Below are 26,061 nucleotides of genomic sequence, written 5' to 3' on the forward strand. Positions count from 1 at the left end.
TCGAACAGTAGACCCGCCTGCCCGCCCGGAGGAGGTCTTGACATGACGGATGCCGCGACCCCGAGGGGCCGCGGCATCCGTCGTGACGACAGGAGGTCAGCGGGTGGTCGCCGCCTCGCCGATGTTGCTGTCGTACTCGATGTCCTTCGTCTCCTTGGAGAGGTACAGCGCGATGTAGGTCAGCACGGCGGACGCCGTCAGGTACAGGCCGACGAGAACGGGCGAGCCGCCCGCCGTGGCCCACAGCGCCGTCGCGACGAGCGGGGCCAGGGCCGCGCCCAGGATCGACGCGACGTTGTACGAGATGGCCGAGCCCGTGTACCGCACGTTGGTCGGGAACAGCTCGGGCAGCAGTGCACCCATGGGGCCGAACGTGACCCCCATGAGCATGAACCCGAAGACGAGGAACGCCTGCACGAGCGCCCCGGTGAACTTCGGGTCGAGCTGCGGCATGAGGAACACCGCGAACAGGAGGCCGAAGACGGCGATCGCGGCCGTGATCCACATCAGCAGCTTGCGGCGGCCGATCGAGTCGGCCACGGGGCCCGACAGCAGCGTGAAGATGCCGAAGAACACGACGCCGATGATCTGCATGATGACGAAGTCGGTGAACCCGAAGCCGAGACCGGGCACGTACGCGGCGGCGTCGAAGGCCGCGCCTGACGCCTCGGCGGCGGCCTGCGCGCCCTCGAGCGTCGCCTTGGTGCCGTAGGCGAGGGTGAAGCTCGTCATCAGGTAGAAGAGCACGTAGGTGGCCAGCATGATGAACGTGCCGAGGATGAGCGCGCGCCAGTGGCCGCGGACGACGGCGCCGAGTGGGAACTTGCGGATCGCACCGGTCTTCTCGGCCTTCGAGAAGCTGGTGGACTCGACCAGCTTCAGGCGCACCCACAGGCCGACGATGACCATGACGGCCGAGAAGAGGAACGGCACGCGCCAACCCCACGCGAGGAACTCCTCGGAGCGCTGCGCCGGGCCGTCGGGGTGCGGCAGCAGGAAGTAGATGACGAGGAACACCGAGTTGGCGATGATGAAGCCGATGGGGGCGCCGAGCTGCGGGAACGTGCCGTACCAGGCCCGCTTGCCCTTCGGCGCGTTCTCGGTGGCCACGAGCGCGGCACCGGACCACTCGCCACCGAGCGCGAAACCCTGTGCGAGGCGCAGCACGAGCAGCAGGATCGCCGCCCAGACGCCGATCTCGTTGAACGTGGGGAGGAGCCCGATGAGGAAGGTCGCGATGCCCATCGTGAGCAGCGAGGCGACGAGTGTCGCCTTGCGGCCGAACTTGTCGCCGAAGTGGCCGAACACGACGGCGCCGATGGGACGGGCGACCATGGCGGCGCCGAAGATGCTGAACGACAGCAGCAGGTTGGTGGTCTCGTTGCCCGCCGGGAAGAAGAGCAGCGGGAAGACGAGGACGGCGGCGGTCGCGTAGACGTAGAAGTCGTAGAACTCGATCGTCGTGCCGATGAGGCTGGCGGTGATGACGCGGGAGCGGGGGTTCGCGGGCGCGGCGGGCGCCGCGGTGGCGGATGACATGTGCGGTGTGATGCCTGTCTGGAAGAACGGGTGAGCGCCCTCGTGGGAGCGTGCCGGTGGGCGGACGTCCGAGGCGGGGTGGTGCGGCGGGCGTTCGACGCGAGGATCACCGGCGGCGTCGACGGTGTCGGCGACGCACGATCGTCCATTCTACGACGGATGCCGGGCCCCGAGGCTCGGGCCCGGCATCCGAGCGTATTCCGGCGCGGCCGCCGGAGTTTCTGGGCTCGCGTCAGCGCCAGAGGACGGCGATCGCCACGTTCGCGACGGTCGCCGCTCCGATGAGCCAGAAGATCGCGGCGGGCACCGACGACGTGCGCTTCTGACGGCCCGAGCCGACACCGAGAAGGCCGCCGATCACGACGAGGACGACGAGCTTCACGGCGATCTTGGCGTAGTTCAGATCATGGTCCGTGCCCCAGGGGGCGGCGAGGGCGAGCCCCGCGATTCCGGCGACGAGCAGGCCGTAGCTCATGACGCGCGTGATGCGGCGCGACCCCAGCGCTTCGACCGCCCACGCGCCGAAGAGCGTGGCGAAGCCGATGAGGTGGACGATGAGGACGATTCCGCGGAGCGTTTCCATACCCTCAGCCTAGCTGAAGGTATGGAAACGGCCGCCGGAGGGTCAGGCGCGCAGGCTGCGGAGAGTGAGGGCTGTGCGCAATGCGGCATCCGCCGCCTCGGCACCCTTGTCCTCCTTCGACCCGGGCAGGCCCGCGCGGTCGATGCCCTGCTGTTCGTCGTCGAGCGTCAGCACGCCGAACCCGACTGGCTTGCCCGTGTCGAGTGCGACGCGCGTGAGGCCGTCGGTGGCGGCGGACGACACGAAGTCGAAGTGGGGAGTGCCGCCGCGGATAATGACACCGAGGGCCACGGCGGCATCGGCGCCCGAGTCCAGGGCGGCCTTGGCGACCACCGGCAGCTCGAACGAGCCCGGTACCCGGACGAGACGCCAGGCCGCGCCCGACTCCTCGAGTACCCGCTCGGCCCCGGCGATGAGGCCGTCGGTGATGACGTCGTGCCATTCGCCGGCGACCACGACGACCTTCAGGTCGCTCGCGTCGATCTGCTGGCGGTCGGGAGCGCCGTGTCCGCTCATGCGATGTTCTCCGAGTTCTGTCGAGGGTCGATGGTGTCCTGGGCCGCACCCGCGTCCGCATCCGTGCCGCGGGCGAGGGCCGCGCTCAGCTCGGCGTCGTCGATGATGTGCCCCATGCGGTCGCGCTTGGTCGCGAGGTACTGGTGGTTATTCGCGCCCACGCCGACGAGCAGCGGCACCTGCTCGGCGATGTCGAGTCCCAGTGCCCGCAGCTGAGCGACCTTGTCGGAGTTGTTCGTCAGCAGTCGGATGCTGCTCACGCCCAGGTCCGACAGGATCCCCGCCGCCGCGGCGTAGTCGCGCGCATCGGCCGGCAGGCCGAGCGCGAGGTTCGCATCGAGCGTGTCGAGACCGCGCTCCTGCAGCTGGTACGCGCGGAGCTTGTTGATGAGCCCGATCCCGCGACCCTCATGGCCGCGCATGTAGATGACGATGCCGCCGTCGCGGTCGATGGCGTCGAGGGCGGCATCGAGCTGGGGACCGCACTCGCACTTGAGCGAGCCGAAGGCCTCGCCCGTCAGGCACTCGGAGTGCACCCGCACGAGCGGAGCCGGGTCGGTCAGGTCGCCCGACACGACGGCGATGTGATCGGTGCCGGTCGTGCGGTCCTTGTACGCGAGGAATCGGAACGCGCCGTGCGAGGTCGGCACATGGGCCTCCGCGCGCAGGCTGACGCGCCGTCGCTGGGCGCTTGCGTCGGCCGTGGGGCGAGGATCGGTCTCCTCGAGGTGGGCGATCAGCTGTTCGATGGTGATGACCGGGATGCCGTCGCGCTCGCCGAGCTCGAGGAGACCCGGCATCCGCATCATCGAGCCGTCGTCCGCGACGATCTCGGCGATCGCGCCGACCGGCTCGAGGCCCGCGAGCTGCATGAGCTCGACGGCGGCCTCGGTGTGACCGCTGCGCTCGCGCACGCCGCCTTCGACGGCGCGGAGCGGCAGGATGTGGCCCGGGCGGATGACACTGCCGGGCGTCGACGCGGGATCCGCGAGCACGGTCAGGGTGCGGGCGCGGTCCGCCGCGCTGATACCGGTCGTCACGCCCTCTGCCGCGTCGACCGAGACGGTGTACGCCGTGCCACGGGCGTCCTCGTTGGTCTCGACCATCGGGGGTAGGTCGAGGCGATCGGCCCACTCGGCAGGCATGGGGGCGCAGATGAACCCGCTCGAATGGCGGACCGTCCAGGCGATCCACTCCGGGGTCGCGAGCGCAGCCGACAGGATGACGTCGCCTTCGTTCTCGCGGTTCTCATCGTCGGCGACGATGATCGGCTTTCCGGCCCGCAGCGCGTCGAGCGCGTCGGAGAGGGGAGAAAGGCTCATCGGGAGCCTCCTTCGTTCGAGAGGGTGGTGAATGCCAGCAACCGCTGGACGTGTCGGGCGAGGATGTCGGTCTCGAGATTGACCGCGTCGCCGGTGATGCGGGCCCCGAGGGTCGTGGCGGCGAGCGTCTCGGGGATCAGCGAGACCTCGAGCCACGCGTCGCGTGCGTCGGCGGGGCTCACGGCGCTCACGGTGAGCGAGACGCCGTCGACGGTGATCGACCCCTTGTCGACGATCAGGGGCGCGAGATCGGCGGGCACCGAGATGCGCAGCACGCGCCACTGCTCGCCGGGGCGCACGTCGAGGATGCGACCCAGGCCGTCGACGTGTCCCTGCACGATGTGACCACCCAGGCGCGTGTGGGCGGCGAGGGCGCGCTCGAGGTTGACTGCGCGTCCCGGCTCGATGCCGGTCAGACTCGACACATCGAGGGTCTGACGCATGACGTCGGCGGTGAACCAGTCCGCTCCCTGATCGACGACGGTCAGGCAGACCCCGCTGACGGCTATCGAGTCGCCGTGGCCGGCATCGGACACCGCTTTCGGTGCACGCACCGTGATCCGCACACCGTCGCCCGAGGGGTCGACGGCGACGACCTCGCCGATCTCTTCGATGATTCCGGTGAACATCAGGCGTCTCCTTCGGAGGGGGATGACGGGTGTACGGGGGTGGCGACGATCAGCAAATCATCGCCGAGCATCTCGACAGAGCTCACCCGCAGGCGTCGCTGGTCGGTGATGGTCTCGACGCCGAGCGACCGCAGCGCGGGACGGTCATCGCCCGACGTGCCCGAGCCGATGAGGGTCGGCGCGACGTAGGAGAGGATCTCGTCGGCGAGGCCCGCGCGCAGGAAGGCGCTCGCGATCGTGGGGCCGCCTTCCACGAAGACGCGCTGCACCCCGCGCTCGCGCAGCTCGCTCATCAGCGACGGGTCGTTCGGGCTCTCGCCGTCGAGGTTCTCACCGTCGCGGTGCAGGAGGGGCAGCGGGTGGCGGCGTACCAGCGCGTCGTCCGGCACGGCGCGCTGGCCCAGGACCACGGGCATCGGCTGCCGCTCGTAGAGCGTGCCGTCGGGGCGCCGCGCGGTCAGCGCGGGATCGTCCGACAGGAGGGTGCCGGTGCCGACGACGATCGCGTCGGCCTCGCTCCGGCGGCGGTGCACGTCGGAGCGCGCCGCGGGACCGGTGATCCACTGGCTGGTCCCGTCGGGAGCGGCCGCGCGCCCGTCGAGCGACTGCGCCCACTTCACGGTCACGTGCGGCCGGCCGAGGCGCTGCACGGTGAGCCAATCGTGGATGAGCGCCTCGCCCTCGTGATCCAGCACCCCGCCGACCACGTCGACACCGGCATCCCGCAGGCGCTGCGCCCCGCCGGCCGAGGCGTCGCCCGGATCGGCGAGGGAGTAGACGACACGGGCCACTCCCGCTTCGATCAGCGCGAGCGCGCAGGGGCCCGTCCGGCCGGTGTGATTACATGGCTCGAGGCTCACGACGGCGGTCGCGCCGCGGGCCGCGCCGACGGGCAGCTGCGTCAGTGCGTCGACCTCGGCGTGGGCGGTGCCGGCGCCGCGGTGCCAGCCCTCGGCGAGGACCGACCCGTCGGCGGCGAGGAGCACGGCCCCCACCTGCGGGTTGATACCACGGGGACCGTTGCCCGCGAGGTCGAAGGCGCGACGCATCGCGGCGATCTCGCGATCGGTGGTGCCCGGCATCCTTCGTCCTTCGGTCAGTCTCCGGGGACGCGGGCGGGCGCGCGCAGCGCGAACGCTGCCGTGCTTCCTCCCATCCGGACTAGCGACTCGCGTCGCATCACCGTCGGTCCCGGAATTCCACCGGATCAACCTCTCGGCCCGAAGGCCGGGAGGGTCGCGGACTCTCACCGCCGGTTCGGATTCTCACCGACCCCGGAGCACGTTCAATACTCCGATCGTACTCAACGCGCCGACATCCGGGGCATTCCCGACTCGTGCCGTCATCTGAGCGGGGGCGTGGGCCGTCGGCCGGATCGCTACTTCAGCAGCCGCGACAGCCGCCGGTCGGCGAGCAGCTTGCCGCCGGTCTGGCAGGTCGGGCAGTACTCCAGGCTGTTGTCGGCGAAGAAGACGCTGCGCACCTCGTCGCCGCAGACCGGACACGCCTCGCCGCGGCGGCCGTGCACCCGCATCCCGCGACGCTTGGCGTCCTTCAGGTCGGCGGGCGGCTTGCCGGATGCGGCGGAGACGGCCTCGGTCAGCGTCGCACTGAGTGCCGCATAGAGCCGGTCGACCTCCTCGTCGTCGAGGTTGGCCGCGAGGGCGTACGGCGACATCCTCGCCGCGTGCAGGATCTCGTCGGAGTACGCGTTGCCGATCCCGGCGACGATCGACTGGTCGCGCAGCACGCCCTTGATCTGCGTGCGGCGACCGGCGAGCAGCCCCGCCAGCGTGGCGCGGTCGAACGACGGGTCGAGCGGGTCGGGGCCGAGGCGGGCGATCCCCGCGACCTCGGCCGGATCGCGCACGACGTACACCGCGAGCGACTTCTTGGTGCCCGCCTCGGTCAGATCGAAGCCGGAGTCGTCATCGAACCCGATACGCAGGGCGATCGGGGTCTTCCCGGGGCGGATGACGGTCGCGGGCAGCGTGTCGTACCAGCGCAGCCAGCCCGCCTTGGCGAGGTGGAAGACGAGGCGGGTGCCGGTGTCCGTGGCCAGGTCGACGAACTTGCCGTGCCGGGACGCCGCCGTCACCGTCGCGCCCTCGAGCGACTCGATGGGCGGATCGTAGGTCTTCAGAGCCGAGATGGCACTGACCCGCGCCTTCGTGATGCGCCGGCCGACGAGCCGCCCGCCGAGGTAGTCGACGAGTCCCTGCACTTCCGGCATCTCGGGCATGGCGACATCCTGGCACGCGCGACCCCCGCCCGGCACGGGGTTGTGCGCGGACGGCGGCGTGCTCGGTTCAGTCCGCCAGCATCGGCCAGGGCTGCGGCGTGCGGTCGTCCGCCGCGAGGATGCCCGCGATCCATCCGTCATGGCGGCCCCGCAGGTCGGAGAGGCCCTGGCGCAGCAGGCCCTCGTACCGGAAGCCGAGGCTGCGCGCGGTCCGCGCCGACGCGAGGTTGCCGACGACGGCCCGCCACTCGATGCGTGCCAGCGAGAGCGGCTCGGCGAAACCGAAGTCGATGACGGCCCGGGCGGCCTCGGTGACGTAGCCGTGGCCGCGCGCGGCGGCCGCCATCCAGTAGCCGATCTCGGCGCTGCCGCCGGCGATCGTGCGATGCAGGCCGATCATGCCGACCCACGAGCCGTCGACGCGGATGCCCCAGGTGAGCTCGCTCTGCTCCTGCCACCAGACTGCAGCCTTGGCGACGAAGTCCTCGGCGTGCGAGCGGTCGTAGGGCGAGGGCAGCGTGGTCCAACGGGGGACCTCGGGGTCCTGGGCGGCGGCGGTGATGGCGTCGGCGTCGTCGAGCGTCGGGATGGACAGCCCGAGCCGGGCGGTACGGAGGGTCACCGGTTGCATCCCCCGACCCTACCGATCCGAGCCCCGCTCACCGCGCCGCGTGCTCCCGCTGTTCGGGTGCCGTGCCGGTGCCAGTGGTGCGGGTGCGGTTGGTCCCGTGCACAGGTTGTGCGGGGCGATACCGGCCTTCACGGCACCGGGTATGCCGCGTGGCCTGTGCGCGGCACGATTCCGGCGGGCTCCGAGCACGGGGCGCCGACCGGCCGCGGCGACCAGACTCGACTCTCCGGGCCGGGCGGGGCCGGGTCAGCGGGCGTCTCGCGCCACGGCACCGCGACGCGTCACGTGCCGTCGACAGGCTGAACGTCGCCGGTCCGCGCGATTCGGGGCGGATGGAGGCGCCCGAGCCTGTCGACGGCACGCCGGTCGGCGCCTCCCGCACAGGCCGGCCCATCCGGCACTTGCGCACAGGTCGTCGCGGGGCGGCGGTAGGCGGCCGCCGCGCGGCGCAGGGTGTCGGCATGACGCACCTGATGACATCCCCGTGGACTCCCGCCGAGATCGCGGACCTGCCGTGCTGGTCGACCGCCGAGCTCCGCGCAGCCGGTCTGCGTAAGCGCGACATCGCCGATGCGATCGCGGCGGGTCGGCTCGTTCGGCCGCGCCGTGGTTCGTACCTGCCGGCGGACGCCCCGGACGACGTCGTCACGGCCGTTTCGCTCGGCGGGCGGCTCACCTGCGTGAGTCTGCTGCGGCTGCTCGGGGTCTTCGTCCTCGAGCGGAGCGGGCCGCACATCCAGCTCCCGCCGACCGCCTCCCGCGTGCCCGACATCGCCGCCGGCACCGACCGTGCCGTGCGGCACTGGATGCCCGCGGTCGAGGCCCGCCCGCGGTGGTATGCGTGCTCGGGGATCGTGGACGCGGTCGTTCGCGCCGTGCTGTGTCAGCCGCCCCGTGCGGCGATCGCCACGATCGACAGCGCCCTCCACCTCGGGCTCCTGGCCCCGGCGGATCTCGCCACCGTGTTCGCTGCCCTTCCGTTGCGATACCGTGCGCTCCGCCCGCTCATCGATGCGCGCGCGGAGTCGGGGCCGGAGACGCTCATGCGGCTGCTGCTCCGCGGGATCGCGCGCTCAGTCGAGGTCCAGGTGCAGGTATCCGGTGTCGGCCGGGTCGATCTGCTCGTGGACGGCTGGCTCATCGTGGAGTGCGACAGCGACGCCCACCACGCCGGCCTCGAGGCCCGCCGGAGAGACGGGCGCCGGGATCTCGCCGCCGCGGCCCTCGGCTACGCGACGCTCCACCCCATGGCCGCTGACATCATGTGGCGGCCCGAGCGGGTGGTCGCTGCCGTGCGCGGCCTGTTGAGCCGCGGTCCGCGCTCTGCCCGGCTGCGTTGACGCTCCCCGTATCCCGGTCGACCGACGCGCGCGTGCCGTCGACAGGCTGAGGGTTGCAAGCCGGCGCCTGGATCGTGCGCTGAGGTGTCCTCGCCCTGTCGACGGCACGGGCTCGGATGGGAACCGGCGACGGGCTCGGACGGGAACCGGCGACGGGTGCGGATGCCGCCGGCGTCGGGCTCGGATGCCGCAGGCGTTCCATCCGCAGGTTCAGCGCCCGCGGCGCCGCCGGCGCTCGGGTCTAGCGGCTGCTCAACCTGTACGCGGCACAGGAAGAACGGCGCGGCTACCCGAGGGCGACCGGAAGCGGGCCTCAGGCCGTCGGATTCTGCGAGATGTAGACAGCCATGGCGGCGAGGTTCGACAGCGGGGCCATCGCTCCGTTGCCGGGCGCGTCGAAGACCATCGCCTCGACACCGGCCTCGGCGTACGAGGCGACCCACGCCGCGGCAGAGGGGAGGGGCACTGCGAGCAGTCGCGACGCCTCGTCCTCGGACAGGCCGAAGCCGAGGGCGGCCTCATGCGCACGATCGGCGGTCGAGAACGCGAAGATCACGGCCCCCTCGTCCGACCGCAGCGCGAAGGGGGTGGGCTCGTCGTCGGAACCGCGGGCGATGAACAGCCAGCGGTCGAGAGCGAAGGCCGCGCGCCACAGCCGCTCCTGCACGGCGGCGTCGGCCGGAGACGCCTTCGAGGCAGCAGCCGCGTCGTCGAGCTCTGCGATCGTTTCGGGGGCGGGCTCGGCCGGCACACCCTCGGGGGGCACACCCTCGGCGGGCACGCCGTCAGCGAAGACGTCGGGGCCGGTCGATTCGGTGTCAGACACGTCGCAGCAGTCCCAGCTTGTCGTAGACGTCGCCGAGGGTCCGGTCGGCGACCTCGTCGGCGCGCGCCGCGTTCGACGCGAGCACGCGGTCGAGCTCGGCGGGGTCGTCGAGCAGCTCGAGGGCACGTTCGCGAACCGGCCCGAACTCCGAGACGACGACCTCGGCCAGGCCCTTCTTGAAGTCGCCGTAGCCGCGACCGGCGTACTCGTCCTCGATCGCGGGAATCTGGCGGCCCGTCAGCGCGGCGTAGATCACGAGCAGGTTCGAGACGCCGGGCTTGTTCTCGCGGTCGTAGCGCACCGACCCTTCCGAGTCGGTGACGGCACGCATGACCTTCTTCGCCGACACCTTCGGGTCATCGAGCAGCCACAGCACGCCCGCGTCGGACTCGGCCGACTTGGACATCTTCGCGGTGGGGTTCTGCAGGTCGTAGATACGGGCGGTGTCCTGCTGGATGACGGGCATCGGCACACGGAAGGTCTCGCCGTAGCGCGAGTTGAAGCGTTCGGCGAGGGTTCGCGTCAGCTCGACGTGCTGCTTCTGGTCGTCGCCGACCGGCACGATGTCGGTCTGGTAGAGCAGGATGTCGGCGGCCATGAGCACCGGGTAGGTGAAGAGCCCGACGTTGGTGGCATCCGCGCCGTAGCGCTGTGACTTGTCCTTGAACTGCGTCATGCGGCCGGCCTCGCCGAAGCCGGTCACGGTCGAGAGCACCCACGCGAGCTCGGCGTGCGCGCGCACGTGCGACTGCACGTAGAGCGTCGAGCGCGACGGCTCGATGCCCGCGGCGATGTACTGGGCGGCCGTGCGCCGGGTCTTCGCGCGCAGTTCGGCCGGATCGTTCGGCTGGGTGAGCGCGTGCAGGTCGACGACGGAGAAGAACGCGTCATACGTGTCCTGCAGGTCGCGCCACTGCATGAGAGCCCCGATGTAGTTGCCGATCTGGAGCGAATCGGCGGACGGCTGCATTCCGGAGTACAGGCGGGGCTTGTTCACCAGACGAGTCTACGGGCGTCGCTCCGCCCGCCGTCGCCTACTCAGCCCGGGAAGGCGTAGTCGGCGACGACCGGGGCGTGGTCGCTCCATCGGGTGTCCCACGACGGTGCGCGGACGACCCGGTAGTCGCTGACCCGCTCGGCCAGCTGCGGCGTCGCCAGGTGGTAGTCGATGCGCCAGCCGGTGTCGGTGTCGAACGCCTTGCCGCGGTTCGACCACCAGGTGTACGGACCGTCGACCTCGCCGGCGAAACGGCGCCCCACGTCGACCCAGCCGAGGCCGGTGCCGCGCTCGCCGTCGACGGTTTCGACCTCCGCGCCGACCGGAGCGGTGAAGCGGTCGAAGTACGCGCGCTCGCGCGGCAGGAAGCCCGCCTTCTTGCGGTTGCCGCGCCAGTTGCGGATGTCGAGCTCGCGGTGCCCCACGTTCAGATCGCCGGTGATCACGGCGAGTCCGCCGAGCTGCGGCATCCGCTTCTCCATCGCGTCGAGGAAGGCGTATTTCGCGACCTGCTTCTCGGTGTCGGCCTCGCCCGTGAAGACGTACGCGCTCACGACGGTGAGGTGCTCGCCCGCGACCGCGATGTCGGCCTCGACCCAGCGTCCCTTCGAGTCGAGGTCGTCGTCGCCGAGCTCGACGCGCCACACGTCGAGCGGCTCACGCGCGGCGATGGCGACGCCGGCGCGCCCCTTGGCGAGCGCCTCGTCGGAGACGAAGTGCCACCCCGGGAGCGCCGCCGCGAGATCGCTCGGCTGAGCGCGCACCTCTTGCAGCGTGAGGATGTCGACGTCGGCGGCAGCGAGCCAGTCGTGCATGCCCTTACGGGCTGCGGCGCGGATGCCGTTGACGTTGACGGAGGCGATGCGGAGGCTGCGTGACACATCTGCCAGCGTAATCGGGGTCACCGACACGACCCCGCTCCGCGGCGGCTCACTCCGCGGCGACACGCTCGGCGTCGAGCCGGTGCAGCAGGTCGCGGGCCTGTCGCACGGCGCGGCGGGCGGGCACGCGCTGCCACCAGCCGGCCTCGGCGAGGGCGTGCTCGGCGTCGCGCAGCTGCGCCTCGGCAACCACCCGGAGTGCGCGCCGCTCGTCGGCGCGGCGCTCCTGCTCGGTGCGGACGATGAGGGGGATGTCGTCGTCGGCCGCCGAGACCGCGACCCACGACGCGGCGACGAGCATGACGATGCCCGCCAGCCTCAGCCAGAGCAGGAAGCCGATGAGCACCGAGAAGGTCGCCAGCAGCGGGTTGGTGGGGGAGTAGACCGCGAGGAAACCGGCACCCAGCTGCAGCACGCTCAGCGCGATGCCGCCGAACAGCGAACCGGGGATGATCTTGCGCCACGGCAGCGACGTGCCCGTGAGGAACCGGATGAGCCCGGTGAGCGCCGCGGCGTTCAGCACGACGGCGACGAGGACCGAGGCGAGGCGGCTGAGGACGTCGATCGTCGCCGACTCGTAGGGCACCTCGAAGAGATCGAACAGCTGGCGAACGATGCCGCCCGCGACGAGGCCGAGGGCCGCACCCAGGACGAGGGCCAGACCGAACAACAGAGCCGCGCCGAAGTCGCGCAGCTTGAGCAGGACGTAGTTGCGGGTGTCGAAGGGGAGCCCGAAGATGTCGCGCACCGCGCGTCGGGTGAAGGTCACGAAGCCGATCGCGGTCCAGACCGCGACGGCCAGCGCGGCAGCACCGGTGACGGCGAGCAGGCTCCCGCTATCACGCGCGATCCCGGCGACATCGTCGGGGGAGACGGGACCGTCGTGCGAGATCAGCTCGGGGATGTAGGAGTTGACGACTCCGATCAGCGCGTCGATCGCGACCGCGGAGCCGCCGAGCCAGAGACCGACCACCGCGAAGGCCGTGTAGATCGTCGCGAAGAGTGCGAACAGCGACTGGTAGCTGATGCTCGCCGCGAGCAGGAACCCGTTGTGTCGCAGGAAGTGCCGCCAGACCCGGATGGGGAACCAGCCGAGCGTGCGACGGGTGATAGTCGTCGCACGCTCGATGGGCTGATCGAGCCGCTCACGCAGGCGCGATGAATCCCAGCGCTCGCGCAGCGGGTCCGTCGCGGAGGGGTCGGAACTCACGTCGTCGAATGTACCGGCAGCGCGAGCGGGGTTCCGACGGGCCGGCGGGCCCGCCCGAACTCATCGACCGCGCAGAACCGCCTGCTTGACCTCGGCGATGGCCTTGGTGACCTCGATGCCGCGGGGGCACGCCTCGGTGCAGTTGAACGTCGTGCGGCAGCGCCACACGCCTTCCTTGTCGTTGAGGATGTCGAGGCGCACATCGCCCGCGTCGTCGCGCGAGTCGAAGATGAAGCGGTGCGCGTTGACGATCGCGGCGGGGCCGAAGTACTGGCCGTCGGTCCAGAACACGGGGCACGACGAGGTGCACGCCGCGCAGAGGATGCACTTCGTGGTGTCGTCGAAGATCTCGCGGTCGGCGATCGTCTGGATGCGCTCCTTGCCCGCCTCGGGCTTGGAGTTGGCGATCAGGAACGGCTGGACGTCGCGGTAGGAGGCGAAGAACGGCTCCATGTCGACGACGAGGTCCTTCTCGAGCGGCAGACCCTTGATGGCCTCGACGTAGATCGGTTGCGAGATGTCGAGATCCTTGATCAGCGTCTTGCAGGCCAGGCGGTTGCGGCCGTTGATGCGCATGGCGTCCGAGCCGCAGATGCCGTGGGCGCACGAGCGCCGGAAGGTCAGCGACCCGTCGACGTCCCACTTGATCTTGTGGAGTGCGTCGAGGACGCGGTCGGTCGAGTAGAGCTCCACGTCGTAGTCGACCCAGCGCGGCTCCGCGTCGACCTCGGGGTCGAACCGCCGGATGATGAAGGTGACCAGGAACGACTGGATGCCGGTGTCGTTCGCCGCCTCGGCAGGGGCCGTGGCATCGGTCTCGACGATCGTCATCAGTACTTCCTCTCCAGCGGCGGGTACCGCAGTTCGCCGTTCTCGTTCTTGGTGAACACGACGGGCTTCCAGTCGAGCCGGATGTGGTCCTCGGCGTGCGACGAGTGGGGGTCGCCCGAGAGGTAGGCCATCGTGTGCTGCATGTAGTTCTCGTCGTCGCGCGTCGGGAAGTCGTCGCGCATGTGACCGCCGCGGCTCTCCTTGCGGTTGCGGGCGGCGACCACGACGACCTCGGCGATGTCGAGCAGGAAGCCCAGCTCCACCGCCTCGAGCAGGTCGGTGTTGAACCGCTTGCCCTTGTCGTCGACGTGGATGTTCTTGAAACGCTCGCGCAGGTCGGCGATGACGTCCATGACGTGCAGGAGGGACTCCTCGGTGCGGAACACCTGGGCGCCCTTGTCCATCTCGTCCTGCAGCGTCTTGCGCAGCACCGCGATGCGCTCGGTGCCGGGGTTGTCGCGGACGCCCTCGATGAGCTCACGGACCGCGTGGGCGGGGTTCTCCGGCAGCGGCACGAAGTCGGCCGTCTTGACGTACTCGACGGCGTTCCGGCCGGCGCGCTTGCCGAAGACGTTGATGTCGAGCAGCGAGTTGGTGCCGAGGCGATTCGAGCCATGCACCGAGACGCAGGCGCACTCGCCCGCAGCGTAGAGGCCGGGGACGACGGTGGTGTTGTCGGCGAGCACCTCGGCCTTGACGTTGGTGGGGATGCCGCCCATCGCGTAGTGCGCGGTCGGCATCACCGGAACCGGTTCGACGACGGGGTCGACGCCGAGGTACGTGCGCGCGAACTCGGTGATGTCGGGGAGCTTGGTCTCGAGGACCTCGGCGCCCAGGTGGGTGCAGTCGAGCAGCACGTAGTCGCGGTGCGGGCCGGCGCCGCGGCCCTCCGCGACCTCCTGCTGCATGCAGCGCGAGACGATGTCGCGGGGGGCGAGGTCCTTGATGGTGGGGGCGTAGCGCTCCATGAAGCGCTCGCCCGATGCGTTGCGCAGGATGGCGCCCTCGCCACGCGCACCCTCGGTGAGGAGGATGCCGAGACCGGCGAGGCCGGTCGGGTGGAACTGGAAGAACTCCATGTCCTCGAGGGGGAGGCCCTTACGCCAGACGATGCCGACGCCGTCTCCCGTGAGGGTGTGGGCGTTCGAGGTCGTCTTGTAGATCTTGCCGAAGCCGCCGGTCGCGAAGATCACGGCCTTCGAGTGGAACACGTGCAGGTCGCCGGTCGCCAGGTCGTAGGCGACGACGCCGGCCGTCTGGGTCGATCCGTCGGCGGCCGTGACCGTGATCAGGTCGAGCACGTAGTACTCGTTGAAGAAGTTGATGCCGAGCTTGACGCAGTTCTGGAACAGCGTCTGCAGGATCATGTGACCTGTGCGGTCGGCGGCGTAGCACGCACGGCGCACGGGCGACTTGCCGTGGTCGGCGGTGTGCCCGCCGAACCGGCGCTGGTCGATTTTGCCGTCGGGCGTGCGGTTGAAGGGCAGACCCATGTTCTCGAGGTCGATGACCGCGTCGATGGCCTCCTTCGCGAGGATCTCCGCGGCGTCCTGGTCGACGAGGTAGTCGCCGCCCTTGACCGTGTCGAAGGTGTGCCACTCCCACGAGTCCTCTTCGACGTTGGCGAGCGCCGCCGCCATGCCGCCCTGGGCCGCACCCGTGTGCGAGCGCGTCGGGTACAGCTTCGAGATCACCGCGGTCCGAGCGCCCGGACCGGCCTCGATCGCCGCCCGCATCCCGGCGCCGCCGGCGCCGACGATGACGATGTCGAACTGGTGGTAATGGATGCCGTCCTTGACGACGACCTCTTCGGTCTGGGTGCTCACTCGGCGAGCCTTTCGTTGCTGTGATTCACGTCGTCGGAGCGCAGGGTCAGCCCTGGCAGGTCTCCCAGAGCATGCTGTCGGCGGTGACGCCGAGGCAGGGGTCGAAGGTGAAGACGACCAGCGTTCCGAGGAGGATCAGGAGTCCGGCCGAGAGCCAGATGGCCCACACCAGCACCTTGCGCGCCGTCGCGCCCGTGACGTAGTCGTTGACGATCGTGCGCATGCCGTTGGCGCCGTGGATCAGAGCGAGCCACAGCATGAGGACGTCCCACCACTGCCAGAACGGGCTGGCGAACTTGCCGGCGACGAACGCGAAGTCGATGCCCTTGATGCCCTCGCCGAGCATCAGGTTGACGAAGAGGTGCCCGAAGATCAGCACGACCAGCAGCACGCCGGAGGCGCGCATGTAGACCCAGCCCCACTTCTCGAGGTTGGCGCCCTTCTTGCGGACCTGCGGGCTGCGGGGAGCGGCCAGGGTGTCGGCGGTCATCAGTGACCCCCTCCAATCTCCGAGAGCACGATCGGCACGTGGCGCGCCGAGAAGCCGATGACGGTGACGGCCCAGACGGCCAGGACGCCCCACCAGAGCTGGCGCTGGTGACGCGTGGCCCACGGCCACAGGTCGACCGCGATGATGCGCAGGCCGTTGAAGGCGTGGTAGACGATCGCTGCGACGAGGGCGACCTCGCCCAGGCCCATGATCGGGTTCTTGTAGGTGCCGATGACGGCGTCGTAGGCCTCGGGCGACACGCGGATCAGCGCGGTGTCGAGCACGTGGACCAAGAGGAAGAAGAAGATGGCGACGCCGGTGATGCGGTGAAGCACCCACGACCACATGCCCTCGTTCCCGCGGTAGAGCGTGCCGCGCGGGGTCTTGGATGTGGTCTGGGCTACCGACGGTGTGACGCGTGCTGGTGCAGACACGGTCGTCCTCCCTGGATCGAACACGGTTCGTGGGGGCGATCGATGCCCCGGTGGGGCGGTTGACCCCCGGCGTCACATGGGCGCCTCTCGATTCTAGGCCGGGAAAATAGGGCGGGGCGACGAAGGGCACCCTAAAGAAACGGGGTTCTTGACGCTCGGGCCCCGTCCGCCGCGCCACTACGCTCGGAGCATGGTCGACGAGATCCCGGACTTCTATGCCGTCATCCCCGCCGGAGGGGTGGGCAGCAGGCTCTGGCCGCTGTCGCGCGCCGATGCGCCGAAGTTCCTGCACGACCTCACCGGGTCGGGGCACTCGCTGCTGCGCGACACCTGGGATCGGCTCGTCCCGCTCACGGGCAGCGACCGCATCGCCGTCGTGACCGGTCGCGCGCACCGCGCCGCCGTCGAGGCGCAGTTGCCCGGCATCCCCGACAAGAATGTCTTCCTCGAGTCGGAGCCACGCGACTCCGCCGCCGCGATCGGCCTGGCGGCGGCGATCCTGCACCGGCGTCACCCCGACGTCATCATCGGGTCGTTCGCCGCCGACCACGTGATCCGCGGCAGCCGCGTCTTCGAGTTCGCCGTGCGCGACGCCGTCGAGGTGGCCCGCGAGGGGTACATCTGCACCATCGGCATCACGCCGTCCGAGCCCGCCGTCGGGTTCGGGTACATCAAGCGCGGCGGCGAGCTGATCGTCGACGGTGCCCGTGACGCCTCGATGGTGGAACGCTTCGTCGAGAAGCCCGACCTCGACACCGCCCGCGCCTACGTCGCCGACCGGTCCTACCTCTGGAACGCCGGCATGTTCATCTCGCGCGCCGACGTGCTGCTCGCCGAGATCGAGGCGAACAGCCCGGAGCTTCACGCCGGCCTGCTCGAGCTCGCCGAAGCCTGGGACGATCGCGACCTGCGCGGTCCCGCGGTCGACCGCATCTGGCCGAGGCTGAAGAAGATCGCGATCGACTACGTCGTCGCCGAGCCCGCCGCCGAGAAGGGCAAGCTCGCGGTCGTGCCCGGTCACTTCGACTGGGACGACGTGGGCGACTTCGCCAGCCTCGCGAAGCTCAACTCGAACGGACGCAAGAACGACCTCGCGATCCTGGGCGAGAACGCACGCATCCTCTCCGACGCTGCGAGCGGGATCGTGGTCAGCCACACCTCGCGGGTGATCAGCCTGATCGGCGTCAAGGACATCGTGGTCGTCGACACCCCCGATGCGCTCCTGGTCACGACCAGCGAGAACGCGCAACGGGTCAAGCACGTCGTCGACGCCCTCAAGCTGACCGGCCGCGGCGACGTCCTCTGAGAGCCGCTCGGCCGCGGAGGTTCTGTGACGCGCACATTGCGTCTTTGTAACCATTCGCGGGGCGCAGCGCGTCCGGGGTGCAACCCCGACGAAACACTGGGTAACTTCTTTCCAGCCGCCGCGAAGTCCGCGGCGCCTTCAATGTGGAGGCTGCATTGACTCTCTCTACCCCTCAGAAGCTCGTCGGCATCACAGCTGCCGCGGGCCTTCTCGTCGCCCTCGCCGGATGCGGATCCGCACCCGAGGCGAGCTCGACCGGTGACGCCGCCGGTGAAGCCGTGGACGGCTTCACCCCCTGCCTGATCTCGGACGAGGGCGGCTGGAACGACAAGTCGTTCAACGAGTCGGCCAAGGCCGGTATGGATGCGGCTCTGGAAGAGCTCGACGTCGAGGGCATCGAACTCGAGTCGACCACCCCCAACGACTACGCGCCCAACCTGGAGCAGCTGGTCGCCGAGGGCTGCACCTTCATCGTGTCCGTCGGCTTCAACCTCTCCGCCGCCACCGTCGAGTCGGCGCTCGCGAACCCCGACATCGACTACGCGATCATCGACGACCTCGCCGACAACGACTTCAACGGCGAGACCGACGCGCCCAACATCAAGCCCCTCGTGTTCAACACGGCAGAGGCCGCCTACCTCGGCGGCTACGCCGCGGCGGCGTGGTCGGAGCAGAGCGGCGTCAACAAGGTCGGCACCTTCGGTGGCATGCAGATCCCATCGGTCGCCGTGTTCATGGACGGCTTCCAGCTCGGCGTCGAGAAGTACAACGAGGACAAGGGCGGCTCGGTCGAGGTTCTCGGCTGGGACATGGGCACCGAGGAGGGCCTGTTCACCGGTGGCTTCGCCGCCAACGACACCGCCAAGCAGACGGCCCAGAACCTGCTCGACCAGGGCGCGGACGTCATCCTCCCGGTCGGCGGTCCCGTCTACCAGAGTGCGGCTGCGGCCATCACCGACGGCGGCACCGACACGCTCATGCTCGGTGTCGACACCGACCTCGCGGTCGCCGACGAGACCGTCGCCGACCTCGTGCTCGTCTCGGTCATGAAGGCGATCGACGTCGCCGTCCGCGACGCGACCATCGAGGCCGCCGGTGGCGACTTCGACGTCACCCCGTACGTCGGCACCCTCGAGAACGAGGGCGTGAAGCTGTCCAGCTTCCACGACTTCGAGTCGCAGCTGCCCGACGGCCTGACCGACGAGCTGACCGCACTGCAGGACGCGATCGTGTCGGGCGACATCACGGTGGAGTCGCCGAACTCCCCGTGAGCCGGTTCTGATGTCGGGGCCGGGAGACGATCGTCTCCCGGCCCCGATCCCTGTCCGCGGTCCCTCAACGTCGCATAGATTGGCGAACATGAAGCTCGAACTCCGGGGCATCACCAAGCGTTTCGGCACCCTCGTCGCGAACGACCACATCGATCTCGTGGTCGAGCCGGGCGAGATACACGCCCTGCTCGGTGAGAACGGCGCGGGCAAGTCCACCCTCATGAACGTCCTCTACGGCCTGTACCAGGCCGACGAGGGCCAGATCCTCCTCGACGACGCCGCCCAGAACTTCCGGGGGCCCGGCGACGCGATGGCCGCCGGCATCGGCATGGTGCATCAGCACTTCATGCTCATCCCCGTCTTCACCGTCGCCGAGAACGTCATGCTCGGGCACGAGGACACGAAGGGCATCGGCGCCCTCGACCTCGCGAAGGCCCGACGGCACGTCCGCGACGTGGCCGATCGTTTCGGCTTCCAGATCGACCCCGACGCCGTCGTCGGGGATCTCCCGGTCGGCGTCCAGCAGCGCGTGGAGATCATCAAGGCCCTCTCGCGAGACGCGAAGGTCTTGGTCTTCGACGAGCCGACCGCCGTCCTGACGCCGCAGGAGACCGACGAGCTCATGGCGATCATGCGGCAGCTGCGCGACGAGGGCACGTCGATCGTGTTCATCACGCACAAGCTGCGCGAGGTCCGCGAGGTGGCCGATCGCATCACCGTCATCCGCCTCGGCAGGGTCGTGGGCGAGGCATCGCCCACCGCGACGAACGCCGAGCTCGCCTCGCTGATGGTCGGCCGCGCCGTCGAGCTGACCGTCCGGAAGGATGCCCCGCAGCTCGGCGAGGGCGGACTCGCGGTCCGCGATCTGCGCGTGCTCACCGCGGGCGGCGCCGTCGTCGTGGACGGCGTCAGCTTCGACGTCCGGCCGGGGGAGGTGCTCGGCGTCGCCGGCGTGCAGGGCAACGGACAGACCGAGCTCGTCGAGGCGATCGTCGGACTGGCGGGCAAGGTCGACGGCTCGATCCGACTGGGCGACACCGAGCTGGTGGGGCGCAGTGTGCGCGGCATCCTGGACGCCGGTGTCGGCTTCGTGCCCGAGGACCGCAAGGAGGACGGTCTCGTCGGCGGGTTCTCCGTGGCGGAGAATCTCATTCTCGACCGGTCGACCGACCCGCTGTTCGTGCGCGCCGGCACCCTCCGCCGGGCAGCCCTGGAGTCGTTCGCCCGCGATCGCATCGCCGAGTACGACATCCGCACCCAGGGGCCGCACACGGCGGCCGGCACGCTGTCGGGCGGCAACCAGCAGAAGGTCGTCATTGCGCGGGAGATGAGCCGCGAACTGCGCCTCTTCGTCGCGGCGCAGCCGACGCGCGGCGTCGACGTCGGCTCGATCGAATTCATCCACAAGCGGATCATCGAGACCCGCGACGCCGGAGTGCCGGTGGTCGTGGTCTCGACCGAGCTCGACGAGGTCACCGCCCTCGCCGACCGCATCGCGGTCATGTACCGCGGCACCATCATCGGGATCGTCCCCGCCGACACCCCCCGCGACATCCTCGGCCTCATGATGGCCGGCGAACCCCACCCGGAGGTGGCCGCATGAGCGACTCGACACCCGGTGCCTCGGAGAGCGCTCGGTCTGGCGCTCCCGAACAGCTGCCGGCCGCCTCGGGACCCCTGACCGGCCAGCCGGAGATCGCGCCCCCGCCGCCCTCGAGCGTGTTCCTCAAGGAGCTCCTTCGCGGCAGCACGGTCACGACGATCCTCGCGATCGTCCTGGCGATGGTCGCGGGCGGCGTACTGATCGCCTTCACCGACGACGACGTGCAGGAGGCCGCGGGATACTTCTTCGCCCGCCCGGGTGACACCCTCGCCGCGATCTGGAGCGCGGTGTCGGGCGGATACGAGGCGCTCTTCCGCGGCGCCGTGTTCAATCCGCGCGCCGACTCGTTCCTCGCGCAGATCCGTCCCCTGACGAACTCCCTCGGCTTCGCCGCCCCGCTCATCGCCGCGGGCCTCGGCGTCGCGCTGGCCTTCCGTGTCGGCCTCTTCAACATCGGCGCCCGTGGTCAGATCCTGGTCGCCGCCGGGTTCGCGGCGTTCGTCACCTTCGGGCTCGACCTGCCCATGTGGATCCACCTCCCCCTGACGCTGATCGCGGGGATCGTCGGCGGCGCGATCTGGGGCGGCATCGTCGGTGTGCTCAAGGCGCGCACCGGTGCACACGAGGTCATCCTGACGATCATGCTCAACTACGTGGCGTTCTACTTCGTCACTTGGATGATCCGGACCCCGGGACTCCTGCAGAAGCCGGGCACGAACCAGCCGATCACGTCGGAGACCCCCGCCTCGGCCCAGTTCCCCAACCTGCTGGGCGCGGGCTTCCCGTCGCTCGACTGGGGCTTCGTCGTCGTGATCGTCGCGACGCTCGTCGTCTGGTGGGTCATCGAGCGCTCGAGCCTGGGGCTGCGGATGCGTGCCGTGGGGGAGAACCCCCACGCTGCGCGCGCGGCCGGCATCGGGGTCGAGCGGATCTACGTGTACGCCATGCTCTTCGCCGGCGGGCTCGCGGGTCTCGCGGCCATGAACCAGATCCAGGGATCGATCACGACCGGCTTCAGCGGCACGATCGACGCGGGGATCGGGTTCGACGCGATCACGGTCGCGCTGCTCGGACGCAGTCGTGCCTGGGGCGTGTTCGCCGCCGGCATCCTCTTCGGCGCTCTGAAGGCGGGATCGTTCTCGATGCAGGCGCAGGGCATCCCGGTAGACATCGTCCTCGTCGTCCAGGCGCTGATCGTGCTGTTCATCGCCGCTCCGCCGCTGCTGCGCACGGTGTTCTTCCTCCCCAAGACCGACCTCGAGAAGGCGACCAAGGCGCGAACCAAGGCCGCGAAGAAGGCGGTGACGGCATGACCGCCCTCAGCCCCACGTCGTCCGACGACGGAACCATCCACCTCGCCACGGTGGAGCAGCGACGGCTGAAGGTGCCGATCACCCTCGTCGTCGTGGTCCTCCTCCTCGCCGCGCTCTTCCTCTTCGCCCCCCGTGACGGCGAGAGCACGTTCCGACTGGGCGATGCGTCCGCGGCTCTCGGCCTCCCGGACGTCGCCGTGCCCACAGCCCTCACCTCCTGGATCGTGCTCGCGCTCCTCGCCCTCCTCGCGGCCGGCGCCTTCTGGCTCGCCTGGAGCTTCCGCGCGGTGCCGTTGTGGCTGACGCTGCTGTTCGGCATCCTCGGTGTGTTCGCGTTCCTGACGTGGGCCGCGGCGGGAGGCCTCGTCCCCGTCACCGGCCTGCTGTTCGGAGCCGTGTCGCTCTCGGTGCCGCTCGTGTTCGGAGCCCTGGGAGGGGTCATCGGCGAGCGCGTCGGTGTGGTGAACGTGGCGATCGAAGGTCAGCTGCTGCTCGGCGCCTTCTCGGCCGCGCTCCTGTCGAGCATCACCGGCAACCCCTTCGTCGGCCTCATCGGGGCGATGATCGGCGGCGTGCTGGTGTCGTTCGTCCTCGCGGCGTTCGCCATCAAGTATCTGGTCGAGCAGGTCATCGTCGGCGTGGTGCTCAACGTCCTCGTCACCGGGCTGACCGGGTTCCTCTACGGCGCGCTCCTCGTGCCCAACGAGAGCGAGCTCAACCGACCGGTGCGCTTCACGCGACTCGAGATCCCGCTGCTCAGCGACATCCCCATCATCGGTCCGGTGCTCTTCAACCAGACGATCATCGTGTACCTGATGTTCATCACCGTCGCGATCGTGACGTGGGCCCTGTATCGCACGCGCTGGGGTCTGCGTCTGCGAGCCGTGGGCGAGCACCCGCAGGCCGCCGACACGGTGGGCATCAACGTCAACAGCTCGCGGTTCTGGAACGTCTCGCTGGCCGGGGCCATCGCCGGTATCGGCGGCGCGTACTTCACGCTCGTCTCCGTTCCGCAGTTCGGCAAGGAGATGACGGCCGGGCTCGGCTTCATCGCCCTCGCGGCGGTCATCTTCGGACGCTGGGATCCGCTGCGTGCCGCGCTGGCGGGCCTGCTGTTCGGCTTCGCGACGAACCTGCAGAACCTGCTTACCGTGCTGCGGACGCCCATCCCCAGCGAGTTCATGCTCATGCTGCCCTACGTGGTCACGATCCTCGCGGTCGCCGGATTCGCCGGGCAGATCCGAGGACCGGCCGCTGCCGGCAAGCCGTACATCAAGGGGTGATCTCTGCCGTGACAGACATCGATTGGGACGAGCTGCGCGCCGTCGCGACCGAAGCCATGGAGCGGGCGTACGCGCCCTACTCCCGATACAAGGTCGGGGCCGCCGCGCTCGTCAGCGACGGCCGCGTCGTCTCGGGATGCAACGTCGAGAATGCGTCGTACGGCGTCGGCCTCTGCGCGGAGTGCGCGCTCGTCGGTGACCTGCACATGTCGGGTGGGGGACAGCTCGTCGCCTTCGTGTGCGTGAACAACGACGGCCAGACGATCATGCCGTGCGGCCGCTGCCGTCAGCTCCTGAACGAGTTCGCCCTGCCCGGGATGCTCCTCGAGACCGTGTCCGGCATCCGGACGATCGACGAGGTGCTGCCCGACGCCTTCGGGCCCCGCGACCTCGAGGAGGCCGCCCGATGAGCGCCGGCACCACCGCATCGGCCGTCGAGGCCTTCGACGCCGTCGACGTCATCCGCACCAAGCGCGACGGCGGCGCGGTCCCCGAGGACGCGCTCCGCTGGATGATCGACGCCTACACGCGCGAGTACGTCGCCGACTCGCAGATGGCCGCCTTCGCGATGGCGGTGCTGCTGAACGGGATGCAGCGCGACGAGATCCGCGTCATGACCGACGCGATGATTGCGTCGGGCGAGCGAATGAGCTTCTCGGGTCTCGGCAAGCGCACCGTCGACAAGCACTCCACCGGCGGCGTCGGCGACAAGATCACCCTGCCGCTCGCCCCCCTCGTCGCCGCGTTCGGCGTCGCTGTGCCGCAGCTCTCCGGCCGCGGCCTCGGGCACACCGGCGGGACGCTCGACAAGCTCGAGTCGATCCCCGGATGGCGCGCCGCGCTCTCGAACGACGAGATGTTCGCGCAGCTGCGCGACGTCGGCGCCGTCATCTGCGCTGCGGGTTCGGGGCTCGCGCCCGCCGACAAGCGGCTCTACGCGCTGCGCGATGTCACCGGAACCGTCGAGGCGATCCCGCTCATCGCCTCGAGCATCATGTCGAAGAAGATCGCCGAGGGCACCGAGTCGCTCGTGCTCGATGTGAAGTTCGGATCCGGCGCCTTCATGAAGGACGTCGAGAAGGCGCGGGAGCTCGCCCGCACGATGGTCGCGCTCGGCGCCGACTCGGGCGTCGCGACCACCGCGCTCCTCACCGACATGAACGCGCCCCTCGGTCTCGCGATCGGCAACGCCAACGAGGTCCGCGAGTCCGTCGAGGTCCTCGCCGGCGGCGGCCCCGCCGACGTCGTCGAGCTGACCGTGGCGCTCGCGCGCGAGATGCTCGCCCTCGCCGGCCAGCCCGACGCCGACGTCGAGGCGGCGCTCGCGGACGGTCGCGCGATGGACGTGTGGCGTCGCATGATCGGCGCCCAGGGCGGCGACCCGGATGCCGCGCTCCCGACGCCCCGCGAGACGCACACCGTCACCGCTCCGGCCGCCGGCATCGTTTCGCGCATCGAAGCGCTCCCGTTCGGCATCGCGGCCTGGCGGCTGGGCGCCGGTCGTGCCCGGGCCCAGGACCCCGTCGTCCACGCCGCCGGCATCGACCTGCACGTCAAGCCGGGCGACGAGGTCGTCGCCGGACAGCCGCTATTCACGCTGTCGGCCGACGACGGGGCGCGCTTCGACCGCGCGCTCGACGCCCTCCACGGAGCGTGGGAGATCGACGACGCGGCTCCGCCCGCCGGCCCGCTCGTGCTCGAGCGCATCACCGCCTGACCGCCGCCCGGCGGCACCCGCCACCGGGCCGCTCAGCGGCATCCATCCACCCGTCCGAACGACACACCCGACACACCATCCCGGAGGAGCCGCCATGCCGATCGACCAGCACGCCGACCTGAAGCTGCAGGGCGTCTCCGTCCGCTCGCTGCCGAAGGTCTCGCTGCACGACCACCTCGACGGCGGCGTGCGCCCGAGCACGATCGTCGAGCTCGCCGACGAGATCGGGTACGACCTGCCCGAGACCGATGCGGACGACCTCGCCGACTGGTTCGAGGAGCAGAGCGACTCCGGGTCGCTCGTCGACTACATCGAGACATTCGACGTCACCCTCGCGGTCATGCAGACACGCGACGGTCTGCGCCGCATCGCCCGCGAGTTCGTCACGGACCTCGCGGCCGACGGGGTCGTCTACGGCGAGGTGCGGTGGGCGCCGGAGCAGCACCTCCGCGATGGCCTGTCGCTGCAGGACGCCGTCGACGCGGTGCAGGAGGGGATCGAAGAGGGCGAGGACGCCGCCGAGGCGGACGGTCGCGACATCCGTGTCGGGCAAATCCTCTCGGCCATGCGCCAGGCCGACCGGTCGCTCGAGATCGCCCGGCTCGCGGTCGAGAACCGGGCACGCGGGGTGTCGGGCTTCGACATCGCCGGACCCGAGGACGGCTTCCTGCCCGCGCAGCACCGCGCGGCCTTCGACTACCTCGCGTCGGAGTTCTTCCCCGTCACGGTGCACGCCGGTGAGGCGGCGGGGCTCGACTCGATCCGCTCGGCGCTCATCGACGGCCGCGCGCTGCGGCTCGGTCACGGCGTGCGCATCGCGTCGGACCTCAACGTCGTCTCGCGCGAGGGCGAGGAGGTGCTCGTGCAGTTCGGCGACCTCGCGCGCTGGGTGCGTGATCGCGAGATCCCGCTCGAGCTGTCGCCGTCGTCGAACCTGCAGACCGGTGCGATCGAGGGCTGGGGCACGCAGTGGGAGGACCACCCGTTCGACCTGCTCTACCAGCTCGGCTTCTCGGTCACGGTGAACGTCGACAACCGCACCCAGAGTCGCACCTCGCTCACCCGCGAGCTCGCTACCCTCGCCCAGACGTTCGACTACGACCTCGACGACCTGCAGGCCTTCCAGCTCAACGCCGCCGCGGGCGCCTTCCTCTCGGTCGAGGAGCGCGAGGAGCTCATCGAGATCATCGCGGAGGGCTTCGGCGCCTGACGCCGTCCAACTCCTCAGATTCGGGCCGGTCGCGCTGATTCTGCGCCTCGACACGAGGCCT

The 26,061-nt window shown here is 70.2% G+C and carries 25 protein-coding genes; 9 read left to right on the plus strand and 16 right to left on the minus strand.

Features of this window, described 5'->3' with window-relative positions; translation table 11 throughout:
• Positions 1-96: 96 nt before the first annotated feature.
• From BLT21_RS12165 to BLT21_RS12200, 8 genes are all read right to left on the minus strand, one after another.
• Complete coding sequence (locus tag BLT21_RS12165) at positions 97-1,539, minus strand: MFS transporter (protein WP_091502514.1); 1,443 nt, start codon at positions 1,537-1,539, stop codon at positions 97-99.
• Positions 1,540-1,771: 232 nt separating this feature from the next.
• The gene (locus BLT21_RS12170) at positions 1,772-2,122 is read right to left on the minus strand and encodes a Fe-S protein (RefSeq protein ID WP_091502517.1); all 351 of its coding nucleotides are present in this window, start codon (positions 2,120-2,122) and stop codon (positions 1,772-1,774) included.
• Positions 2,123-2,164: 42 nt separating this feature from the next.
• Complete coding sequence (gene ribH / locus BLT21_RS12175; protein WP_091502519.1) at positions 2,165-2,638, minus strand: 6,7-dimethyl-8-ribityllumazine synthase; 474 nt, start codon at positions 2,636-2,638, stop codon at positions 2,165-2,167.
• The gene (gene ribA / locus BLT21_RS12180; protein WP_091502521.1) at positions 2,635-3,960 is read right to left on the minus strand and encodes a GTP cyclohydrolase II; all 1,326 of its coding nucleotides are present in this window, start codon (positions 3,958-3,960) and stop codon (positions 2,635-2,637) included. The genes ribH and ribA overlap by 4 nt, the downstream gene beginning before the upstream one ends.
• Positions 3,957-4,589, minus strand: coding sequence for a riboflavin synthase (locus BLT21_RS12185; RefSeq protein WP_091502523.1), 633 nt, complete (start codon positions 4,587-4,589; stop codon positions 3,957-3,959). Before BLT21_RS12185 ends, ribA begins: the two co-directional genes overlap by 4 nt.
• Positions 4,589-5,671: a bifunctional diaminohydroxyphosphoribosylaminopyrimidine deaminase/5-amino-6-(5-phosphoribosylamino)uracil reductase RibD gene (ribD, locus tag BLT21_RS12190; protein WP_091502525.1), complete on the minus strand. Its 1,083-nt coding sequence runs from the start codon at positions 5,669-5,671 to the stop codon at positions 4,589-4,591. The genes BLT21_RS12185 and ribD overlap by 1 nt, the downstream gene beginning before the upstream one ends.
• 296 nt (positions 5,672-5,967) lie before the next feature.
• Entirely contained in the window at positions 5,968-6,831 is an 864-nt protein-coding gene (locus BLT21_RS12195; protein ID WP_091502527.1) for an Fpg/Nei family DNA glycosylase, read from the minus strand.
• A gap of 67 nt (positions 6,832-6,898) precedes the next feature.
• On the minus strand, positions 6,899-7,462 hold the full coding sequence (locus BLT21_RS12200) for a GNAT family N-acetyltransferase (RefSeq protein WP_091502529.1): 564 nt from the start codon (positions 7,460-7,462) through the stop codon (positions 6,899-6,901).
• 461 nt (positions 7,463-7,923) lie between these two features.
• Between BLT21_RS12200 and BLT21_RS12205 the strand changes: the two genes are divergently transcribed.
• Positions 7,924-8,802: a hypothetical protein gene (locus BLT21_RS12205; protein WP_256336062.1), complete on the plus strand. Its 879-nt coding sequence runs from the start codon at positions 7,924-7,926 to the stop codon at positions 8,800-8,802.
• A gap of 313 nt (positions 8,803-9,115) precedes the next feature.
• On the opposite strand, the gene BLT21_RS12210 is transcribed toward BLT21_RS12205, so the two are convergent.
• Genes BLT21_RS12210 through sdhC form a run of 8 tightly spaced genes read right to left on the minus strand, consistent with a single transcriptional unit; the run spans position 9,116 to position 16,297 of the window.
• Positions 9,116-9,628: a hypothetical protein gene (locus BLT21_RS12210; protein ID WP_256336063.1), complete on the minus strand. Its 513-nt coding sequence runs from the start codon at positions 9,626-9,628 to the stop codon at positions 9,116-9,118.
• The gene (gene trpS, locus BLT21_RS12215) at positions 9,621-10,625 is read right to left on the minus strand and encodes a tryptophan--tRNA ligase (RefSeq protein WP_091502531.1); all 1,005 of its coding nucleotides are present in this window, start codon (positions 10,623-10,625) and stop codon (positions 9,621-9,623) included. Before trpS ends, BLT21_RS12210 begins: the two co-directional genes overlap by 8 nt.
• Before the next feature lie 41 nt (positions 10,626-10,666).
• Positions 10,667-11,506, minus strand: coding sequence for an exodeoxyribonuclease III (locus BLT21_RS12220; protein WP_091502533.1), 840 nt, complete (start codon positions 11,504-11,506; stop codon positions 10,667-10,669).
• Between the two features lie 49 nt (positions 11,507-11,555).
• The gene (locus BLT21_RS12225; protein WP_091502535.1) at positions 11,556-12,716 is read right to left on the minus strand and encodes a YihY/virulence factor BrkB family protein; all 1,161 of its coding nucleotides are present in this window, start codon (positions 12,714-12,716) and stop codon (positions 11,556-11,558) included.
• 60 nt (positions 12,717-12,776) lie between these two features.
• Positions 12,777-13,547: a succinate dehydrogenase iron-sulfur subunit gene (locus BLT21_RS12230; protein WP_091502538.1), complete on the minus strand. Its 771-nt coding sequence runs from the start codon at positions 13,545-13,547 to the stop codon at positions 12,777-12,779.
• Positions 13,547-15,373, minus strand: coding sequence for a succinate dehydrogenase flavoprotein subunit (sdhA, locus tag BLT21_RS12235; RefSeq protein WP_091502540.1), 1,827 nt, complete (start codon positions 15,371-15,373; stop codon positions 13,547-13,549). Before sdhA ends, BLT21_RS12230 begins: the two co-directional genes overlap by 1 nt.
• A gap of 46 nt (positions 15,374-15,419) precedes the next feature.
• The gene (locus BLT21_RS12240; protein ID WP_023955540.1) at positions 15,420-15,863 is read right to left on the minus strand and encodes a succinate dehydrogenase hydrophobic membrane anchor subunit; all 444 of its coding nucleotides are present in this window, start codon (positions 15,861-15,863) and stop codon (positions 15,420-15,422) included.
• Positions 15,863-16,297: a succinate dehydrogenase, cytochrome b556 subunit gene (gene sdhC, locus BLT21_RS12245; protein ID WP_091502543.1), complete on the minus strand. Its 435-nt coding sequence runs from the start codon at positions 16,295-16,297 to the stop codon at positions 15,863-15,865. The genes BLT21_RS12240 and sdhC overlap by 1 nt, the downstream gene beginning before the upstream one ends.
• Before the next feature lie 190 nt (positions 16,298-16,487).
• On the opposite strand from sdhC, the gene BLT21_RS12250 reads away from it, so the two are divergent.
• From BLT21_RS12250 to BLT21_RS12285, 8 genes are all read left to right on the plus strand, one after another.
• Complete coding sequence (locus tag BLT21_RS12250) at positions 16,488-17,603, plus strand: mannose-1-phosphate guanylyltransferase (RefSeq protein ID WP_091502545.1); 1,116 nt, start codon at positions 16,488-16,490, stop codon at positions 17,601-17,603.
• Positions 17,604-17,758: 155 nt separating this feature from the next.
• A complete protein-coding gene (locus BLT21_RS12255; protein ID WP_091502547.1) occupies positions 17,759-18,874 on the plus strand; it encodes a BMP family lipoprotein in 1,116 nt (371 codons plus the stop codon).
• A gap of 88 nt (positions 18,875-18,962) precedes the next feature.
• Complete coding sequence (locus BLT21_RS12260) at positions 18,963-20,477, plus strand: ABC transporter ATP-binding protein (RefSeq protein ID WP_091503427.1); 1,515 nt, start codon at positions 18,963-18,965, stop codon at positions 20,475-20,477.
• Positions 20,474-21,790: an ABC transporter permease gene (locus BLT21_RS12265; protein ID WP_091502549.1), complete on the plus strand. Its 1,317-nt coding sequence runs from the start codon at positions 20,474-20,476 to the stop codon at positions 21,788-21,790. Before BLT21_RS12260 ends, BLT21_RS12265 begins: the two co-directional genes overlap by 4 nt.
• On the plus strand, positions 21,787-23,073 hold the full coding sequence (locus tag BLT21_RS12270) for an ABC transporter permease (protein ID WP_091502551.1): 1,287 nt from the start codon (positions 21,787-21,789) through the stop codon (positions 23,071-23,073). The genes BLT21_RS12265 and BLT21_RS12270 overlap by 4 nt, the downstream gene beginning before the upstream one ends.
• A gap of 8 nt (positions 23,074-23,081) precedes the next feature.
• Complete coding sequence (locus BLT21_RS12275) at positions 23,082-23,483, plus strand: cytidine deaminase (RefSeq protein WP_091503429.1); 402 nt, start codon at positions 23,082-23,084, stop codon at positions 23,481-23,483.
• Positions 23,480-24,790: a thymidine phosphorylase gene (locus BLT21_RS12280; protein WP_091502553.1), complete on the plus strand. Its 1,311-nt coding sequence runs from the start codon at positions 23,480-23,482 to the stop codon at positions 24,788-24,790. The genes BLT21_RS12275 and BLT21_RS12280 overlap by 4 nt, the downstream gene beginning before the upstream one ends.
• Positions 24,791-24,884: 94 nt before the next feature.
• On the plus strand, positions 24,885-26,000 hold the full coding sequence (locus BLT21_RS12285; RefSeq protein WP_091502555.1) for an adenosine deaminase: 1,116 nt from the start codon (positions 24,885-24,887) through the stop codon (positions 25,998-26,000).
• Positions 26,001-26,061 lie beyond the last annotated feature (61 nt).

The sequence above is a fragment of the Microbacterium sp. cf332 genome (genome assembly GCF_900102175.1).
Classification (GTDB): domain Bacteria; phylum Actinomycetota; class Actinomycetes; order Actinomycetales; family Microbacteriaceae; genus Microbacterium.